An 18,734-nucleotide genomic window follows, 5' to 3' on the forward strand; every position below is an offset into this window, starting at 1 on the left:
CGACTACTGACGTGATGTCATGTGTCCGTTCGTGTTCAGTGTCCGTTCGGTCAGCCGTCGACCCACGAGCGAATCTCCGCCCGCAGTTCGTCGGCGCTCTCGACGATGACATCGGCCGCCGAGAGGTCGGTGTCGTCGTTCGGCCCGCTCCGGTAGGCGATCACCGTCATGCCCGCGTTCTTTCCGGCCTCGACGCCGTTTTTCGAGTCCTCGATCACGAGACACTCTCCCGGATCGCGGTCGACCATTCTGGCGGCGTACTCGTAGATGTCCGGCGCAGGCTTGCCATCGCCGTCGATATCCTCGGCGCTGAGTGTTTCGTCGACCGTGATATCGAACTGCTCGGTGACGATCCCGTGCCATGCCGGCGGCGCGGAGGTAACGATAGCGACCGGGACGCCCGCTTCTTGGAGGTCCGAAACGAGGTCGTGGAAGCCATCGAGGAGACTGACCCGCTCGCTGTAGATCTCGCGAGCGGTCGCATCGAAGATGTCGATGTATTCGTCCTTGCTGATTTTCGTCTCGTAGTGTTCGTCGAGATAGTCGTAGATCTCCCGGTAGTTCATCCCGGTCGTCTCGTCGAGATCCGGATGCTCGCCGTCGAGTGTCGCCGGAAAAATGTGGTCTGGCTGCTCGGTCCGCCAGTAACGCTCGGAGTCGACGATGACGCCGTCCATGTCGAAGAAGACTGCCCGGCTGCTGTCGGTACTGTCTGCCATATCATCCCGTCGACCGCCGTGAGTAAACTAGCTTGGGGTCAACTACTTCGAGAATCAGTAATTTCTGTTTGCAACGAATATGGCGTCGTATTCTACGCCGAGCCGAGTCGCGAGTTCGTCTGGTCGGCTCGATTGAGCCGCTATCCGGCCCGCGAGAGGGTCGCCTCGCGTAGCTCCTCGGGGCCAGTAACCACACTATCGGCTTCGGTGTCGACCATACGCCTTGGTCGGTGTCTTCGCCTAAAGAATCTCGCACGTACATTTAGAACTGAAAAGGCAGCTACGCGGCGTATGTCCGAGAAGACACGGATACTCGCCGGAGACTGTACCGTTCGCTTCGAAGGAACCCGAGACCGCATCCAGCGCGGCCACGTCGTCATTCTGGTCAAGCCCGACCGAACTGTGCTCGTTCACGACGCCGATGGCTACCAACCGGTCGCGTGGCTCACTCGCCCGGATGATGTCACAATCGAACACGACGGTGAAGGATTCAGTTTGCGTGCTCACGCCGATAGTCAAGAGCTGTTGGTCACCTCCAACTCGGCGACTGGTCTCCAGTCGGTTGCGGTTTCGGAGGCCGGCGTTCCGGTCGGCACCTGTCCGGACTGTGAGGGGCCGCTGGTTCGAACTCGTGGAGAGATCCGGTGTCTCGACTGCGAGGACCGCTATGGGATTCCCACCGGCGCGACAGTTCTGGACTCATCGTGTGCTGACTGTGGCCTCCCGCAGATGCGCGTCGACCGCGGCGACTCGTTTGAGCTGTGTGTCGACTACGGCTGCGAGTCGCTGTCGACCGCGGTCCACGAGCGGTTCGACGAGGAGTGGGACTGTCCCGACTGTGGCTCGTCGCTCAAAGTTCGCAGCCCGGATGGGCGGATCTTCCTCGGTTGTGACGGCTATCCGAACTGTGAGACCTCATTTTCGTTCCCGTCAGGGCTCGTGGTCGACGACTGTGAGTGCGGGTTGCCACGGTTCCGCACGGCCTCCGGCGAGCGATGTCTAGATGGCGGCTGCGAGGCCATGCCGGAGTCCGAATCACCGTCGCCGTAACTATCGAGCAGTCCGAAATCGGTTGAAAAACGAGAGGATACTGAAGCCGATCTAGGGGCTACTTGAGCCTCAGGCTTGGCGTTCGCTGATCTCCTCGGCGATTCGACCGTGTGGCTGTCGGAGGGTCCCCGACTCGACCTCGTACACGTAGCCGGAGATCGTTGTGTCGTCCGGGATAAATTCCGACTGACGAAGGTACTCGATCTGAGCGGCACAAGCCTCGTCGATGTCGTCGGTCATCTTCACCCAGTCCATGAGATCGGCATCGCCGATGGACAACTCCGGGAGCGACGGATCGAGGTCGACCGAATCGAGATCGCCTACTTGGGCTTCCAACCCGTCGTGGATGTCCTCGTCGGCTGCGCTCATCATCCCACAGTCGGTATGGTTGATGACGATGATCTCGTCGGTATCGAAGAAGTTCGTCGTGAGCGCCGCCGAGCGGATCACGTCGTCGGTGACTTTCCCACCGGCGTTCCGGAATATCTGGGCGTCGCCGAGTTCGAGTCCGAGGACCTCTTCGACCGGAATCCGTTCGTCCATGCAGGCGATGACAAGCAGGTTTTCGCCGGTTGGGATTCCCTTTCGCCGTCGACGCGCCCAGTCGTCCCGCTCGGCGACTGTCGTGTCGACCTGTTCGTGGTGGTGGTCAGTTGAATCAGTCATCGTCTCGGATAGGGCCCCAACCGGCTAACCGATTCCGCAAGAATACACCCTTGCCGCTGTCTGTGACTACCACACACGCTAAACCGGCAGCATCGAAAACGGTGTTGGGCTGTCAGGTGTCTCCCGCTTGCCTCAGAGTGTGACGAGCACTTTGACCGCCTCACGAGAGTCCATCGCTTCGTACCCCTCGGGCACACCGTCGAGGTCGACGGTTTTCGTAAAGATTGGCGAGGGGTCGAGCGTTCCCTGCAGCACGTCGGCCATCAACTCCTCGGCGTAGGCTCGAACCGGTGCGACGCCGCCGTTGAGGGTGATATTGCCGCGGAAGAAGGGCGATAGATCGAGTCCGTCGCCCATCCCATGTGGCACACCGACGTAGCCCACGGTACCGCCGGGTCGACAGACCTGATGGGCGGTTTCCATCGAGGAGGTTGCGCCGACACACTCCAAGACGTGGTTGACGCCGCCATTGGTGAGTTCGTTGACTCTCTGGACTGCGGCCTCGCCGCGCTCGCTGACGAGATCAGTCGCGCCGAACTCGTCGGCGATTTCGAGTCGGTCCTCGTGGTGACCGATAGCGATGATTCGTTCGGCTCCGAGTCGCTGGGCTGCAAGGACGCCACAGAGCCCAACTGCACCGTCGCCGACGACCGCGCAGGTTGACCCTGTGTCGACGCCAGCAGAGACTGCGGCGTGGTGGCCGGTTGCCATCACGTCAGTTAGCGGCAGCAGCGACCGCAGGGTGTCCTCGTCGTCGGCGTGGCGGTCGGGCACGCGAAGGAGGGTGCCGTCGGCTTCCGGACACCGGACGTACTCGCCCTGAGCGCCGCCGTTTGGGCCGCTCCAGCTATCGTTATTAACACAAGAGGTGTGGAGTCCCTTTCGGCAGTACTCACACCGGCCACAGCTGATGAAGAAGGGCGCAAAGACACGATCACCGCGGTCGACCGAGACGACGTCCTCGCCGACTTCCTCGACGATACCCATCGGCTCGTGGCCGACATTAGAGGGCACGTCGCGGTCGCTCTCGCCGCGATAAAACCAGAGGTCCGAGCCGCAGATGGCGGTGTGTGTGACCCGGATGATCGCCCCCTTTGAGGAGTCGAGTTCGGGTTTCGGCGTCGACTCGACACGAATATCTCCTGGACCGTGGAATCTCGCTGCTTGCATACCGGATGGCCGACCCCGCGGTGCAAAAACCCATCCCTCGGCTGTCTCACCGACGCTGCGAGGCTACGTTTCCCATGAACTGGGAATCCGGCTGTGAGTATATGTGGGTATCACGCATCTATTCAGGTGGAGGCAGCACACTATGACAACTGAAACCACCACCCGATTTGACGGTAACGTCGGCGAACTCACGGTCGACGCGGCCCACGACCGCTCGGGGCTGTTCGTCGTCGGTCTGCGGGTGCTGATCGGCGGAATGATCCTGTTTGCGGGGCTCGGCAAGCTCAGCGAGTGGCCGTTCGACGCGGCGGGCTACCTCGCCAACGTCGACGCCGCCAGCCCGGTTAGCGGGATCTACGCCGCGATGGCCGAGATCCCGGCGCTGATGGAGGTCGTCAACGTCGTCGTCCCGACGACGCAGGTACTCATCGGCGTCGCGCTGATCGCCGGCGGCTTCGTTCGCCTCGCCGCATTCGGTGGCACGCTGCAGATGATCGCGTTCTACCTCGGCGGCTGGAGCGGCGACCTGCTGGCACTGTTCGACTCGACGCTCATCTACGCCGCGGTCTTCCTGACGGTCGCCGCGCTGGGCGCGGGTCGAATCCTCGGGGCTGACGCCTACATCGAACAGATCGAGGTCGACGGCCAACCCCTAATCGAGCGGGTCCCGACACTCCGCTTCCTGCTCGGCTGAAACACCTCCCGTGCGCCGTTTTCAGGGGTTCTAACCGAACTGTGTCGATAATATAGAATACCGCATACGTACGGCTATTTATAAGCGGAACAACACCTTTTTGCAGTCGAGATCCCGTGGAAGTGATACTACTTTCTCTGAACTGTACGAGACACGAATAGTGTTTCCGAGCAGTTAGTCTCGCGTTACAGCCACTCTTCGGACCACTGTTTGATTTCGTCGAACACCGGACACAGCGATTCACCTTTCTGGGTCAGCGAGTAGTAGGTTGCAATCGGTTTGTCCTCCTCGAAGCGGCGGGCGACGTAGCCCGTCTCTTGGAGATCATCTAGCACGCGCGAGAGCGTTCGGGAGTTGGCGTCGGTCGACCGTTTGAGTTCGTTAAATCGCTTTTCGCCGTCTTGGAGGTCGTAGAGGACCGCCAGCCGCCACTGGGAGCCGATCTGTTCGAGTGATTCGATCACCGAACACGGTGTGTCGTCGGCCTCATTTCTCGTCGACATGTTCTGCTCAGCCATACGTACTCACACGACGCGACTCGTATATAGGTTCGTATCGTTACCTGGTTGCAAAGTGCTACTGGATCTGCCCGATGGGCGAGGTCTTCGAGGAACCGCTGTCGGCGTTCTTCTCTGGCTTCGGTGCGCTGTTGGCGCTGATTTTGGTCTCGGTTGGCTTGGCTGTGTGCTTCGGGACTACTTCGCGTAACGCCAAGCGTCACTGATCGGAGATACTATCAGCGAACCGTCTACAAAGGGAATCATGTCCGAACGCTGGCTGTATGGCTGGGGGCTCGGCTCGATTGCGCTCGGCGGCGCGTCGCTTGTCGTTCCATTGTATCTCGTCGACCTCGGTGGCGGACCTGTTGTGCTCGGCCTGCTTGCAGCAGTCGCCGCCTTCGTCGGCGTCCCCGGTGCGCTCGTATTCGGCCGAATTGCCGACAAAACCGGCAAACGCCGAACGCTCGTTCTCGCCGCGCTCGCCCTTATTACCGCCGCCATCGCCGTGATTCCATTCCTTGGGAGCCTCATACCAGTGATCATCGCAAACGGCGTGATCTGGTTTGCGTTCGCCGCGGCCACGCCAGTCGTGACCCTGCTGGCAGTCGCTGACGTTCCTGAATCCGACTGGAGCGACCAGATTGCGCTCCTCAACAAGTATCAGGGCGTCGGCTGGGCCATCGGCCTGCTGGTTGGGGCGCTGTGGACCGCCCTCGGCGCGCGATTGCTCCCTGCAGATCTGGTGATCCGGACACTATTCGTTCCGTTGGCGGCCTGTGCCGCAGTTGGGTTGCTGTTCGGGAGTCGGACCCTGCCTCCGGATCCGACGACGCGGCTTGGGTCGACGGTCTCCGGGGACCGACTCCGGCGGGCGCTCCGGCGATCAGACCGGTTCAGCGTTCGCACGGTCACGTTTCCGGTTACGGTCGGGCGGGCCGACTTCCGTGGGCTCCACCCCCGTCAGTTCGTCGACCGATTTACGCCCACGCTCGCACTCTACTTCCTCGCTATCTTCCTCTGTTTTGCGGGGTTTTCGGCCTTCTTCGCGCCGCTACCTGCCTTTTTAACTGAGACCGGATTCGGCTCGGACGGGATCTTCGTCCTCTATCTGGTCAGTAGCATCGCTGCGGCCGTTTGTTTCGGTGTCACCGGCAGCTTAGCGAGAAAATGGGATGCCGAACTGCTCCAGATCGTCGGCTTATCGGCTCGTAGCCTTGCGTTTCCGCTGGTCGCAGTTGTCTGTCTCGCACTTGGCATCACCGCGGTCGGATCCGGTCTCGCCGCGGTCGTCTTCGCGCTGATCGGGGTGACATGGGCCGTCATTGCCGTGACTGCCGGGACGCTCGTTACCCAACTCTCGCCCACCGCAATTCGTGGTGAGGCACACGGCATGTACGCCGCTCTCGGTGCGCTGGCCGGCGGTGTCGGCAGCATCCTCGGCGGCTGGCTCGCCGCCGAGAGCTACCTCGTCGCCTTCGGAACCGCGGGTGGCCTCGTCCTCTCGGGGGCCCTGATCGTCGGCTTCGTTCGTCGACGGACTACCAGCAACCGTCGACCGACCCAGACTGTGGGTTCGTTGTCACCCTCCGAGCGGACTGAGACGGTGGATCTCGCTCAATCGGAGTGAGGTCGCCTCGACAGTCGAATCGCAGTTCCTTTTGCCCAGCCAGCCGCCGATAGCAGTATGAACGGACAGCTCCGCGACGGCGTCGTCGAGATCGGCGGCAACGCCCGCCAGCAGTTCTACGACGCCCGCGGCTACGGCACTCCCAACGGCGGCAATGAAATCCGTGTCTCCCGTGTTGAGGCCGCCCATCTGCTGTTTCGCGGCGACCTCGACCGTATTGTCGACCACGACGGCAGCGGCGACCATCTCGACTTTCAGGCGTTCTTTGTTGCCTCTGCGTCGACTGCCGACCGCTTTGCGCTCCGATTTCTGGTGTACGCCGAACTCCGTGACCGAGGCTTCTATCTCTCGCCCGCCCGCGATGGGTGGCCCGGCGAGGACGGCAACGAGTGGACCGATCTCACGGTCTACCCTCGTGGTACTAAACCCGGTGACGGCGAACCGGCCCACCGAATCGTGGTCGTCGGCGAGCGCGCTTCAATTCCCGCCAGCGATATGGGTGGGGTGACATTCGCTATTGTCGACGAGGAAAGCGAAATCTCCTATCTCGAAACTGAAAGCCCCGACTTTGACGGCGGAACCACCTACCAGCTGCCCGACTCACTCACTGGCTCGCTCATCGACGACCGAGTCGTCGTCTGGGATGCTCCGGATGGGTTCTACGACCACGGGTTCTACGGCCAGCCGTTGACCGCACGGGAGGCAATCGTCGACTCCGCAGTCCAACTCTCGCTGGTCGAGGCTGCTGGTCTTGCGGCTGAGGGCCACCTCGAACTCACCGACGTCGACAGCGTCGACGACTCCGCAACCGAGGCGATCCGCGAGCGTGGCCGGGCTGTCGAGGGCGAGCGATTCGACCGCCGGCTGGCGGTTTATCGCGCCCTCCGTAGCCAGCAGGTCGTCCCCAAAACAGGGTACAAGTTCGGTGCGGATTTCCGGACCTACAACACCGTCGAGTCGGTCGACGAGTTGCCCCACTCCGAACATCTCGTTCGGGTCGTTGAGCCAGACCACGCGTTCGATCCCCGCGAGCTATCGCTGGATGTACGACTCGCCGGTGGGGTCAGGAAACGAATGGTTTTTGCGCTGACCGGAGCGAAAGGAGAGATAGACTGGCTCACCGTGAGCCGACTTACGCCATGACAGACGAGGATACACCCCCCAGAGGGACAGACCACGATGGTGGCACAGAGCGCCGAGCCGCGCCGCTGACCGACGGCGGCGTCGACGAAACCACCATCGACCCGTGGGGATCGTCGACAATTGCCGACTACCGCAAACTGTTCGAGGAATTCGGTATCGAGGAGTTTGACTCTTTGCTCGGCGACGTCCCCAACCCCCACTATCTGATGCGTCGGGGAGTCATCTTCGGCCACCGTGACTACAGCCCGGTTGCCGAGGCCCTCGAAAACGGCGATGATGCCGCCGTCCTCTCGGGGTTCATGCCAACCGGCGACCCCCACATCGGCCACAAACTCGTCTTCGACGAGATTATTTGGCATCAACAGCAGGGAGCCGACGCCTATGGCCTGATCGCTGATCTCGAAGCCCACTCGGCCCGTGGAATGAGTTGGGACGAAATAGATGAGCATGCCGAGAGCTATCTGTTGAGCCTGATCGCCCTCGGCTTCGACGCCGAGGACGGAACGCTCTACCGACAGTCCCAGAACCGCGAGCTTCAGGACCTCGCGTTCGAACTCGGCTCGAATGCCCGGTTCGCCGAATTCGGTTCGATTTACGGTTTCGACGGCGAAACCAGTATCTCACACATGCAGAGCGTCGTCACCCAGATGGCCGACATGCTCTACCCGCAGTTGGTCGACGGTCCGAAACCAACCGTTATTCCGGTTGGTCCTGACCAAGACCCCCACGTCCGGCTTGCCCGCGATCTGGCCGTTCGGATGCGATTTTTCAAGGTCACCGAGGCCTACGCCAGTTTCGAGGTCGACGCTACCGAACGGGAGTTGGTTGGCCGAGCCTACGATGTGCTGAGCGAGAAGCTGGCCAACGACGAGATGGTTCGCTGCGAGGACGCCGCCGACTGGCTCGACAATCACGAGGTCGACGCCGAACTCACCGCGGCCCGCACCTCGGCCGTTGACAAACTCTCCGAGGCAGGCATGGAGCCGGTTCGGCCACGGGTTCGGTTCTTCCACCGCCACGGTCCCGACGAGGCCTTCGAGGCGATGATCGAGGCCATCGAGGGCGAAAAACGGGTGTACGAGGGCCATATCGACAGCTTTGATCTCGACATCGAGGAGGCCGAAACACTGGCTCGGGACGTGGAAGTCGACGCAGGCGGCTACGGCTTCATCCAGCCGTCCTCGATATACCATCGGTTTATGACCGGCCTCACCGGTGGCAAAATGTCGTCGTCGATTCCGGCCAGCCACATCAGCCTGCTTGATGACCCTGAAGACGGCTACGACAAGGTCAAATCCGCGACCACGGGTGGTCGAGATACTGCCGAAAAACAGCGCGAACTCGGCGGCGAGGCTGACGACTGTCCGGTGTACGAACTGTATGCCTACCTGCTGGCCCAGGACGACGACGAGTTTGCGAAGACGGTCTACGACGAGTGTGTCGGCGGCGAGCGACTTTGCGGTGACTGCAAAGAACAGGCTGCGGAGCTAATGAAGGAGTTCCTCGCAGATCATCAGGAGAAACGCGAGGAGGCCAAAGAACTGCTCGCGGAGTGCGATATCGAACTCGAATCGGACCGCAAGGGTCCCGGCGGCTCGCACTGAGGGTCAGTTCTCCATCCTCGTCGACCGCCACTGCGGCGTCTCTGGCTGGCAGTTCACAGACTGCCTCATTTCAATACAGTGAACTTACTTTTACTGGCGTAATTTAACCCATTGGTATGTACGAACCAGCCACGCTCGTGCTTTCGGCACTGCTCTCAGTGACTGGGTTACTGAGTATCCCGGTTGGCTACCGAATCTACGTTGCAGAACAACGGTCCGAAGCCGGTCGACTGTGGACGCTCTACTGTGTGTTATCGGCCGCAGAGTGTGCAACCGGCCTTTTTGTTTTCACGTGGGTGCTGACACGAGGACTGCCATCGATCTGGCTTTTTATACTGCTTCCACTCAGTGTGATGCCTCGATCACTCATCCAGTGGCCCATGCACAAGCGGATGGCGTACACACCATGGATCTATCGCGTGTTCGACACACCGAGTTCCTGAGGCTCGCGTCGACTACCAGATCAGCCACACGTCACCGTTGGCCGTCTCGCGGCGCTCGATCAAGCCGACTTCCGCCATCATCTTGAGGCGGTCTCGAATGGTCGCAATGCTTTCTTCGATCTCGGCGGCAATACGGTCGGTTGGCAAGGCTTTGTGCTCTTCGAGAAGGTGGAGAATCGTCTCATCCGGGGGACTGTCAGTAGGATGTGTCTCGTTATCACAGTCCACATGTGTACTGCATCAATCAAGTTGATTAACTCTATCGGTCAACTTTCAGTGGTGGCCACCTGCTCCCGTATTCGCGTCCGCTCTCTGTCGACTATATATAAATACGGATCGCGAATGGTGTCTGCTGTGACCAGTGAAAAACAAGCGATGCGCAGCGGGGCGCTGTACGATCCCACTGCTCCCGAACTCGTGGCCGACCGCACGGCGGCTCGGGACCTGACGAGGCGCTACAATCAAACGTCGACTGATGAGGCGTCACGCCGACAGGACCTGCTCGAATCATTGTTCGGCTCGCTCGGCGAGAGTTGTACCGTCGAGCCACCGTTTCGCTGTGATTACGGCGACAATATCCACGTCGACGAAGGGTTCTACGCCAATTTCGACTGTGTCATCTTGGATGTCTGTCCCGTCGAGATCGGCCGAAACTGCAAACTCGGGCCGAGCGTCCACATCTACACTGCGACCCATCCACTCGATCCCGACGAGCGGGCCGGGGGCTTAGAGTACGGCAAGCCAGTCTCCATCGGTGATGACGTCTGGATCGGTGGCAACGCCACGATCAATCCCGGCGTGACCGTCGGTGATGGCTCCGTGATCGCCTCCGGTACGGTCGTCACTGAAGACGTTCCTAAGGGCGTTGTCGTTGGCGGCAATCCGGCGACTATTATAAAAGACGTCGACGCGAACGACTGACGCATCTCGAGTCTCGTCAGTTGCTCCCGTCTTCGCAAACGCTAACTGTCGACCCTTCTCATTCCCTCCAACAAGCGATGCGACTCCCGGACTCTCAACTCGCGGTGTTGGACGCCGCGAACACGACCGACGAACCGACCGTCGACCGGCTGGCCGACGAAACAGGACTCAAGTCTGCTTCCGTCACCGGTGCGGCCTTCGACCTCCGCGACGAGGGACTCGTCTCTGTCGAAGAGACGACCGACACCGACGCCGAACTCACCGACGAGGCTCACGAGTATCTCGATGACGGCCTCCCTGAGATTCGGCTCTACCGTGCTGCAATCGACGCCGGGGCCGACGACGAACCGGTGTCGATGGGCCAACTCATCGGCGCATCGGGCCTCGGCGGCCCGCAGGTCGACATCGCGCTGTCGAACTTCGCGCGCAAAGGCTACGGCGTGATTGATTCGGGCGACGTCACCGCCGACCCGGATGCCGACCCCGACGTCGACCCCGAACAGGCTGCCCTCGAATCGCTGGCCGCAGGCGACTCTGTCGACGATACTGATCTCCTCGATCAACTCGAACGCCGTGAACTGATCGTCCAGAGCGAGCGTACGGTTCGCACGATCCAGCCGACCGACGAGGGCACAGCCGCTCTCGAAGCAGGCATCGAGGTCGCCGAAACGGTCGACGCACTCACCCCCGAAATGCTGACCAGCGGCGAGTGGGAAGATGTCGAGTTCACCGAGTACAATGTGGAAGCTGACGCACCACGCGTTGAGGGTGGTCGCAAGCACATCCTCCGGCAGACGTCTGACCGCGTCAAGGACGTACTGGTTGGGATGGGCTTCAAAGAGATGGACGGTCCCCATGCTGACGCCGACTTCTGGATCAACGACTGTCTATTCATGCCACAAGATCACCCCGCGCGCACGCATTGGGATCGGTTCGCCCTCGACGTGCCGGGGATTCAGGATCTCCCCGACCAGTTGGTCGACCGCGTCGAGTCGGCCCATCGCAACGGTGTCGGCGACGATGGTGAGGGCTATCATTCACCCTGGAGCCGTGACTTTGCTGAAGCTGTTGCCCTCCGGGGTCACACGACCTCCTTATCAATGCGGTATCTCTCCGGCTTTGCGGGTGCGGACATCGACCCACCGCAGCGGTATTTCTCGGTCGAGAAGGTCTACCGCAACGACACGCTCGATCCGACTCACCTGCTCGAATTCTTCCAGATTGAGGGCTGGGTGATGGCCGAGGATCTCTCTGTTCGGGACCTGATGGGCACCTTCGAGGAGTTTTACAAGCAGTTCGGGATTACGGATATTCAGTTCAAACCCCACTACAATCCATACACGGAGCCATCCTTCGAACTGTTCGGCACCCACCCGACCACGGGCGAACTCGTCGAGATCGGCAACTCCGGGATGTTCCGCCCTGAAGTGCTCGAACCGCTCGGAATCGAGTGTGATGTGATGGCGTGGGGGCTCGCCCTCGAACGACTCTTGATGCTTATGTATGGCTTCGAAGACATCCGCGATGTTCACGGGACGCTGTGTGATCTTGAACTGCTGCGAGAGACGGAGGTGGTTTACTAATGCCTGTAGTCGACGTCGACCCTGACGAACTCCGCAAGTTGACTGGCCACGACGAGAAATCCGACGAAGAACTCAAAGATGACCTGTTCAATCTCGGCCTCGAATACGAAGGCGAGACCGAGGAGGGATTCATGCAACTCGAATTCGCGCCCGACCGCCTCGATCGCCTCTCGGTCGAAGGCGTCGCCCGGTCGCTTCGCTACCAGTACGGCGACGACCGCGGCCTGTATGTCCCCAACACGAACGACCCCGACTGGACGTTCCACGTCGAAGAGAGCGTCCCCGATGGTCGACCGTACGTCACCGGTGCGGTCGTCCGGGACGTGAACCTGACCGAAGACGCCCTCGACTCGCTGATCCAGTTGCAGGAAAAACTCCATGCGACGATGGGTCGCAAGCGAGCCAAGGCCGCAATCGGAATTCACGACTTGACGATGGTCAAGGGCCAGTCCTACGATGACGACGAGGGGGGTCCCTCGATCACATACAAAGGCATTGACCCCGAGGGCGACAGCTTCGTCCCGCTCGAATCCGACGCCGAGATGACGCCCACCGAAGTGCTCGCATCCCACGAGACCGGCAAAAAATACGCCGACCTCTTGGATGGCTTCGAGCAGTATCCCGCCATCTACGACCAACTCGGCCTGTTTTCGTTCCCGCCAGTAATCAACGGCAAACGAACCGAGGTCGAACCCGAATCCCGCGATCTCCTCATCGAACTCACCGGGACCGATCAGTGGACCATCGACCACATCTGCAACATCATCTGCTATGCGCTGTCGGCGCGTGGTGGCACCATCGAAGAAGTCGACATCGAGTACGCCAGCGCGGCTGCGGCTGATGACAACTACGGCCAAACCCTCGTCCGACCTGATTTCGAAGTCCGGACCAAGAGCCTCAGCCACGACCGTATCGAGACGGTTCTCGGGATTGATCTCGACCGGTCGACCGTCTTGGATCTCTTCGAGCGCGCTGGACTCTCGGCGTCGGTCGACGAATCCGTCGACGCTAAGGAGACGATATACGAGGTCGAAATCCCACCCAACAGGGTGGATGTACTGCATCCGATGGATCTGATTGATGACCTCGGTCGGGCCTACGGCTTCAACGAACTGGAGCCACACTATCCCGACGTCGGGACCGTGGGTGGTCGACACGAGCGCACCCGCCTCGAAGACGCCACCCGCGCGAGTCTCGTTGGACTGGGCTTCGAGGACCTGTTGAACTTCCATATGATCTCCGGGGAAGCCAACTACGACCGACTCAACATCGAACCCGGCACCGATATTGTCGGTGCAGGTGAGCCAGTCGAGATCACTGGTCCGTACAGTGAGGACTACACACAGCTCCGAAGCTGGGTGCTACCGTCGCTGCTGATGGTGCTGGAAAACAATACGCATCGAGCCTATCCGCAGGAGTTGGCCGAGATTGGGCTGGCCGCGGAAGTCGACGAGACCGAAAACACCAATGTCGCCGAATGGCGCTCGGTTGGCGCGGTCGTGGCCCGCCACGACGCGACCTACGAGGACGCCAAAGCGCGACTTGCCGCGCTCTGTGAGGACTTCGACGTCGACCTCGAAACCCCGGCGACCGAGCATCCGAGCTTCATCCCGGGTCGCGTTGCCGATGTCGTGATCGACGGCGAGACAGTGGGTGTCATTGGCGAGATTCACCCACAAGTCTTGGTCGACCACGATCTCGAACTGCCGGTCGCGGCGTTCGAACTCCGACTTGACGCGCTCTCCGAGTAGCGACTCAGCGTTTCTGTCGACTGAATGCGACGTACGCCTAAGTACGTGGCAACCATCTATCGAGTAATGAGTGCTGCCCACGACCTCTACGATCTCCTCGCCGAGGGCCGCGAACTCCACATCGTCTGTCACAACAACCCCGATCCGGACTGTCTGGCAAGCGCGCTTGCGTTGGGCCAGATTGCTGCCGATGCCGGGATCAACGAGCGGGAGATCCTCTACAGCGGCGACATCTCCCACCAACAGAACCGGGCGTTCGTCACGCTGCTCGATATCGATCTCAAACCGTTCGATCCCAATACGCTCACCGACCGCCAGCCGGACTCGCTTGTCGCGTTCGTCGACCACTCGATACCCGGTGCGAACAACCGCGTTCCCGAAGGGACGCCTATCGATATCGTGATCGACCATCATCCGGCCGAGAACATTGAGGCTCGGTTCGTCGACCACCGCGAAGAGATCGGCGCGGCGGCGACGATCCTCACCCAGTACATTCGAACCCTTGATATCGAACCCGACGCCATGCTTGGGACTGCACTGCTGTTTGCGATCCGGCGTGAGACGCTCAACTTCCTCCGTGGGGCGACCAGTGCGGAGTACGACGCGGCGGGCTATCTCACCGACTACGCGGACGCTGATCTGCTCCAGACGCTGTCGACGCCTTCGGTTTCAGGGGCGACCCTCGATGCGATTGCGACAGCGATCAGCAACCGGTCGACGAAATCGGCGGTGCTCGTCTCTCACGTCGGCCGGACGACCGAACGGGATGCGGTCCCGCAGGCCGCTGACTATCTCGCCACGCTGGAGGGCGTCGAAACGGTGATCGTCTTCGGCATCATCCACGACTCGATCCACCTCAGTGCCCGGTCGCCCGATCCACGGGTTCACGTCGGCAACGTGCTCAGGGAGGCCTTCGACGACGTGGGAAGCGCCGGCGGACACAACGACGTTGCGGGCGGTGAGATCCCGCTGGGGATCTTTGCGGACTACACCACCGACGACAAGCAGTTGCTGGAGATCGTCGACCGTGTCGTGACGGCGCGTCTGTTCAGTGAACTCGATCTACCCGACACGGGCGACTGATCCTGTTCGACGGTTCGACCGTCTGCAACGCTGTCGACGCATCCAAACCAACCGCTTTCCTGTTACCGACATATGCCGTCGACGGGAAAAATAAGCCGAGAGTTCTTCCGCTCACAGATCGCCCCACGGCTCGGTGCCAACCGGTCGGATGTCTCGGTCGGCCCCAAACACGGCGTCGACTTCGGCGTAATCGACATCGATGGCACCGCCCTCGCCATCGCTACCGATCCGGTCTCGATTCTGCCCGAACTCGGTTTCGAGCGTGCTGGCCGGTTCGCCATCCGGATTATCCTCGCAGATGTCGCGGTCTCGGGCCTCTCACCCTCGCATCTCGCCATCGGCTTCACGCTCCCACCCGAACTCAGCGACGAGGAGTTTGCGATCTTCTGGGGAGCCATCCACGACGAGTGTGCCGATCTCGGCGTCGACATCGTTACGGGCCACACCGCCCGATATGCCGGCTGTTCGTTCCCGTGGGTCGGCGCTGCAACTGCGCTGGCTGTCGGCGACCACGACGACATCATCCGCCCCGACGGTGCAACTCCGGGTGACGACCTGATTCTCACGACCGGCCCCGCGGTCGAATCCACCGCACTGCTTGCCTCACTGTTTCCCGACCAGATCGACTGCGACGACGCACTGCTGGCTCGCGTTGCCAGCCGACTTGATGATCTCGATGGCGTCCGTGACGCCCTCGCTGTGGCCGACGCCGGTGGCGTGACTGCGATGCACGACGTGACCGAGGGCGGGCTGCTCGGTGCGCTCCACGAGGTGGCCAGTGGCGCAGGTGTCGAGTTACGCGTCGACTCCGACCGCGTGCCGACTGATCCCGACGTGCTCGCGCTTTGTGAGACACTCGGGATGGACCCATGGATTGCGACGAGTTCCGGCTCGCTTTTGATTGCCGTCGACCCTGATTCCTCAGCCGAGGTCCTGCGTACGCTCCGAGACCGAGGGACGACGGCCGCAGTGATCGGTCAGGTCGAGGCTGGCTCCGGTGTCGTCCGCGATGGGGAGTCGACACAGCCACCTGACGGCGACTCCTCGTGGCCGGTCTACGAGGCCCTGCTTGAAGCCGGGCCATCCGACCAGTAGTTGTCGACTACTCGTCCGTAGCCAGTGTCTACGGGGCCACTACCGGATAGCGACGTTTTCATGTCACCGAGGAGAACAGACTTCATCGGCCGTCACCTATACTCGGTGAGGCAGTCGACCCGCTGTCTCGGTGTTTCAATGTCCACACAGACCATTCTCAAAGAGGCCCGAACCGTTCGCTCACGGCTCGAAACCGTCGACGACGCGATCACCGCCGAAATGGAACGCTGGGGCGTCCCCATCCTGCGGGTGGCAATCGCGGTCATCTTCATCTGGTTCGGCGCGCTCAAGATCTTCGGTATCAGCCCAGCGGGCGAACTCGTTGCGGCGACCGTCTACGTTGTCGACCCCGCGCTGTTCGTCCCTGTCCTCGGCGTCTGGGAGGTTGTGATCGGGCTCTGTCTGCTCTACCGCCCACTGATCCGCCTCGGGATCGTCCTGCTTTTCGTCCAACTGCCGGGGACGTTCCTCCCCATCGTTCTGCTTCCCGAGGTTGTCTTCACCACGTTCCCATATGGCCTCACCGTCGAGGGACAGTACATTATCAAGAACCTCGTCATCATCGGCGCAGCGCTGGTGATCGGTGGCACCCTCCGAGACGAGTAACGGTCGACTGATCAGTACTGTTTTTTGACCTCCAACTGACACCACCACTGAATGTCGACTATCGACCTCGCTCTCGACTGGACACCGAACACGAACCACACGGGATTCTACGTCGCTCAAGCGAAGGGGTACTATGCGGATCGGGACGTCGACCTTTCGATCCACTCACCGGCTGAAGACGACTACGAACAGACGCTGGCCTTCGTCGACTGGCTTGCCGAAAACGAGATACTCACCACTGTCGACGGCAACCTGATCCCAGCCGCAGAACTCGACACGACTGCTCTGTACACCAACAGCTGTCTCGAAACCAACCGCTAGTCGGTCGCTGCGGGTGGCTGTTCCTCGCTCGCCTTCGCCTCGCCGTTGGCTGACTGATCGACGACGTTCGGCAGTGTCACCGTCACTGTCGTCCCATCCTCTCCGGTCTCGAAGGACACCGATCCATCGAGTGCCGTACTGGCCCATGTGACGAGCCAGAGGCCGATCCCACTGCCGTGTTCAAGATCGGTCTCTTTGCCCTGACTGATTACGTCGAGTTCATGGGTCGGAATCCCTGGTCCGTTGTCTCGGATATCGAACCGCGCGACAGCCCGGTCGACGACCACGTCGATGGTGACTGCTGGTTTGTTTTTCGTGCTGTGTTCGAGTGCGTTCTCGATGAGGTTCGTAAACAGACTTTTCAGCAGCTGTGGGTTGGTCTCGATCCGAAGCTCCTCGGGTACTCGGTTGTCGACTGTTCCGCCGTATTCGTCGGTGAGTGTGGCCGTGATCTCGTCGAGCAGTGGTTTGACCGCCACTGGTTCGGTTCCCAGCTCTTTCGAGTCGAGTGTTCGTTCGACTGCTCTGGCTTTCTCGCCAAGGGCGAGGACGTCGTCGACGTTTCTCGATGCGACACTCAACATATCTTTCACCTGCTCGTCGTTGCTCTGCTCGCTGACGATATCGAGATAGCCGCTGGCGACGTTGAGGTCGTTTCTGAGGTTGTGTCGTAGGACACGGTTGAGGACCGCAAGCCGCTGTTCGCGCTGTCGTTCCGCCGTGATATCTTGAAGGGTCACCGTATGGCCGACCTCCGTACCGCCGGAGTCAGAAATCGTCGACACCGACACCGCATACTCTCGCTGTCGACGGTCAGCGGGCTGTCGAATCCGCTGGCTCTCACGCGTGAGGTCGATCTCGGCCCACACCGAGTCGAGCGGGCTGCCGAGAATCGCGGTCCGCTCTTGGCCGAGTATGTCTCCGGCCTTCTGATTTATATTGATAATATGCTTGTCGTCGTCGACGATCAGTACGCCGATCCCGAGGTCGTCGATGGCGGTCTGATCGCCAGCCCGCCGTGCAGCCGGTGTGAGTTCGAACATGTTTCGTCGGAAAAAGGCGTACATGTCGAGGGCGAGGTGGAGCGGAAACAGCAGGGGTGCAAAGTTGAGCTGCGGCACGGGACCGATCTGGAGGATCCACGGGAGGCTCCCGACTATAACGGGGACCGGCGACAGCCCAATTGCCAGCGTTTGGTAGCGATACAGCGGGCCGTAGCTCGCAAACGCATCGGCCAACAGGACGATCCCGGCGGCCGTCATCATCATTGTCACCAGCAGGACGATATACAGCAGTGGCTCGTTCGTCACCGCTACCCCAGCGACTCCCGCGACCTCTTCGACGCGGTACTCGCTCCAGACCAGCCCGTGGCGTGGGTTCGTCGCTATCAATCCCGTCGACAGGAGCTGGATGGCAACGAGTCCGGCCATCATCCACGACCGGACGAGCTGGGTTCGACCCGTGTATTCGAGGGCGAACGCTAGGAAAAACACGGCGGTGAAATTGGTCCCCAGCCAGATCGGGATCTCGAAGAGAAATCGTAGCGTGGGATCGAACACCAGTAAGGCCACGCCGTAGGAGACCGTCCAGAGCGTCACGGAGCCGATGACGCCCATGAAAAACGTCGCTCCGCGCTCCTCGCGGTATGGCCACAGGTAGCCGAGGAACAACACCGAAACGAGTCCGGCAAAAAACGATCCAATCGCCGGCCATGGGACTGCTTCGAACACTACGTTTCTTACATTGCTCCTTTTAAAT

At 60.9% G+C, this 18,734-nt stretch carries 19 protein-coding genes; 13 read left to right on the forward strand and 6 right to left on the reverse strand.

Annotated elements, in window-relative coordinates; genetic code table 11:
• Positions 1 to 50: 50 nt before the first annotated feature.
• Positions 51 to 719: an HAD family hydrolase gene (locus tag HALTADL_RS10515; RefSeq protein ID WP_089671974.1), complete on the reverse strand. Its 669-nt coding sequence runs from the start codon at positions 717 to 719 to the stop codon at positions 51 to 53.
• Positions 720 to 1,010: 291 nt separating this feature from the next.
• On the opposite strand from HALTADL_RS10515, the gene HALTADL_RS10520 reads away from it, so the two are divergent.
• Entirely contained in the window at positions 1,011 to 1,769 is a 759-nt protein-coding gene (locus HALTADL_RS10520; RefSeq protein WP_089671976.1) for a topoisomerase DNA-binding C4 zinc finger domain-containing protein, read from the forward strand.
• 69 nt (positions 1,770 to 1,838) lie between these two features.
• Here the strand turns inward: HALTADL_RS10520 and HALTADL_RS10525 are convergent, their stop codons facing one another.
• Both HALTADL_RS10525 and HALTADL_RS10530 read right to left on the reverse strand, forming a co-directional pair.
• Positions 1,839 to 2,435: a beta-class carbonic anhydrase gene (locus HALTADL_RS10525; protein ID WP_089671978.1), complete on the reverse strand. Its 597-nt coding sequence runs from the start codon at positions 2,433 to 2,435 to the stop codon at positions 1,839 to 1,841.
• Positions 2,436 to 2,567: 132 nt separating this feature from the next.
• Entirely contained in the window at positions 2,568 to 3,605 is a 1,038-nt protein-coding gene (locus HALTADL_RS10530) for a zinc-dependent alcohol dehydrogenase family protein (RefSeq protein WP_089671980.1), read from the reverse strand.
• 142 nt (positions 3,606 to 3,747) lie between these two features.
• On the opposite strand from HALTADL_RS10530, the gene HALTADL_RS10535 reads away from it, so the two are divergent.
• Positions 3,748 to 4,299: a DoxX family protein gene (locus tag HALTADL_RS10535; protein WP_089671981.1), complete on the forward strand. Its 552-nt coding sequence runs from the start codon at positions 3,748 to 3,750 to the stop codon at positions 4,297 to 4,299.
• A 185-nt stretch (positions 4,300 to 4,484) separates the two neighbouring features.
• Here the strand turns inward: HALTADL_RS10535 and HALTADL_RS10540 are convergent, their stop codons facing one another.
• Positions 4,485 to 4,802: a winged helix-turn-helix transcriptional regulator gene (locus HALTADL_RS10540; protein ID WP_089672031.1), complete on the reverse strand. Its 318-nt coding sequence runs from the start codon at positions 4,800 to 4,802 to the stop codon at positions 4,485 to 4,487.
• Positions 4,803 to 5,061: 259 nt separating this feature from the next.
• On the opposite strand from HALTADL_RS10540, the gene HALTADL_RS10545 reads away from it, so the two are divergent.
• From HALTADL_RS10545 to HALTADL_RS10560, 4 genes are all read left to right on the forward strand, one after another.
• Positions 5,062 to 6,426 (forward strand): MFS transporter, encoded by a 1,365-nt coding sequence (locus HALTADL_RS10545; protein WP_089671983.1) that lies wholly within the window; start codon positions 5,062 to 5,064, stop codon positions 6,424 to 6,426.
• Positions 6,427 to 6,483: 57 nt separating this feature from the next.
• The gene (endA, locus tag HALTADL_RS10550) at positions 6,484 to 7,569 is read left to right on the forward strand and encodes a tRNA-intron lyase (protein ID WP_089671986.1); all 1,086 of its coding nucleotides are present in this window, start codon (positions 6,484 to 6,486) and stop codon (positions 7,567 to 7,569) included.
• Positions 7,566 to 9,173 (forward strand): tryptophan--tRNA ligase, encoded by a 1,608-nt coding sequence (locus HALTADL_RS10555; RefSeq protein WP_089671988.1) that lies wholly within the window; start codon positions 7,566 to 7,568, stop codon positions 9,171 to 9,173. The genes endA and HALTADL_RS10555 overlap by 4 nt, the downstream gene beginning before the upstream one ends.
• A 116-nt stretch (positions 9,174 to 9,289) precedes the next feature.
• Positions 9,290 to 9,616 carry a hypothetical protein gene (locus HALTADL_RS10560; RefSeq protein ID WP_089671990.1) on the forward strand — a complete coding sequence of 109 codons (327 nt, stop codon included), beginning with the start codon at positions 9,290 to 9,292 and terminating at the stop codon, positions 9,614 to 9,616.
• A 12-nt stretch (positions 9,617 to 9,628) separates the two neighbouring features.
• Here the strand turns inward: HALTADL_RS10560 and HALTADL_RS10565 are convergent, their stop codons facing one another.
• Positions 9,629 to 9,844, reverse strand: a complete 216-nt coding sequence (locus HALTADL_RS10565) for a winged-helix domain-containing protein (RefSeq protein WP_089671992.1) — start codon at positions 9,842 to 9,844, stop codon at positions 9,629 to 9,631.
• Between the two features lie 126 nt (positions 9,845 to 9,970).
• Between HALTADL_RS10565 and HALTADL_RS10570 the strand changes: the two genes are divergently transcribed.
• The 7 genes from HALTADL_RS10570 (at position 9,971) to HALTADL_RS10600 (ending at position 16,976) form a co-directional block, all read left to right on the forward strand.
• A complete protein-coding gene (locus tag HALTADL_RS10570; protein ID WP_089672033.1) occupies positions 9,971 to 10,537 on the forward strand; it encodes a sugar O-acetyltransferase in 567 nt (188 codons plus the stop codon).
• Between the two features lie 77 nt (positions 10,538 to 10,614).
• Complete coding sequence (gene pheS, locus HALTADL_RS10575) at positions 10,615 to 12,120, forward strand: phenylalanine--tRNA ligase subunit alpha (RefSeq protein ID WP_089671995.1); 1,506 nt, start codon at positions 10,615 to 10,617, stop codon at positions 12,118 to 12,120.
• Positions 12,120 to 13,871: a phenylalanine--tRNA ligase subunit beta gene (gene pheT / locus HALTADL_RS10580; RefSeq protein ID WP_089671998.1), complete on the forward strand. Its 1,752-nt coding sequence runs from the start codon at positions 12,120 to 12,122 to the stop codon at positions 13,869 to 13,871. Before pheS ends, pheT begins: the two co-directional genes overlap by 1 nt.
• Before the next feature lie 66 nt (positions 13,872 to 13,937).
• A complete protein-coding gene (locus HALTADL_RS10585) occupies positions 13,938 to 14,954 on the forward strand; it encodes a DHH family phosphoesterase (RefSeq protein WP_089671999.1) in 1,017 nt (338 codons plus the stop codon).
• Positions 14,955 to 15,026: 72 nt separating this feature from the next.
• Complete coding sequence (locus HALTADL_RS10590; RefSeq protein WP_089672001.1) at positions 15,027 to 16,049, forward strand: AIR synthase family protein; 1,023 nt, start codon at positions 15,027 to 15,029, stop codon at positions 16,047 to 16,049.
• A 138-nt stretch (positions 16,050 to 16,187) separates the two neighbouring features.
• The gene (locus HALTADL_RS10595; protein WP_089672003.1) at positions 16,188 to 16,655 is read left to right on the forward strand and encodes a hypothetical protein; all 468 of its coding nucleotides are present in this window, start codon (positions 16,188 to 16,190) and stop codon (positions 16,653 to 16,655) included.
• A 51-nt stretch (positions 16,656 to 16,706) separates the two neighbouring features.
• Positions 16,707 to 16,976 carry an ABC transporter substrate-binding protein gene (locus HALTADL_RS10600; RefSeq protein ID WP_089672005.1) on the forward strand — a complete coding sequence of 90 codons (270 nt, stop codon included), beginning with the start codon at positions 16,707 to 16,709 and terminating at the stop codon, positions 16,974 to 16,976.
• Here HALTADL_RS10600 and HALTADL_RS10605 read toward each other — a convergent pair.
• Positions 16,973 to 18,706 (reverse strand): sensor histidine kinase, encoded by a 1,734-nt coding sequence (locus HALTADL_RS10605; protein WP_089672007.1) that lies wholly within the window; start codon positions 18,704 to 18,706, stop codon positions 16,973 to 16,975. The two genes, HALTADL_RS10600 and HALTADL_RS10605, sit on opposite strands and share 4 nt — an antisense overlap.
• Between the last annotated feature and the right edge of the window lie 28 nt (positions 18,707 to 18,734).

Origin of the sequence: Halohasta litchfieldiae, assembly GCF_002788215.1 — an archaeon.
GTDB lineage: Archaea > Halobacteriota > Halobacteria > Halobacteriales > Haloferacaceae > Halohasta > Halohasta litchfieldiae.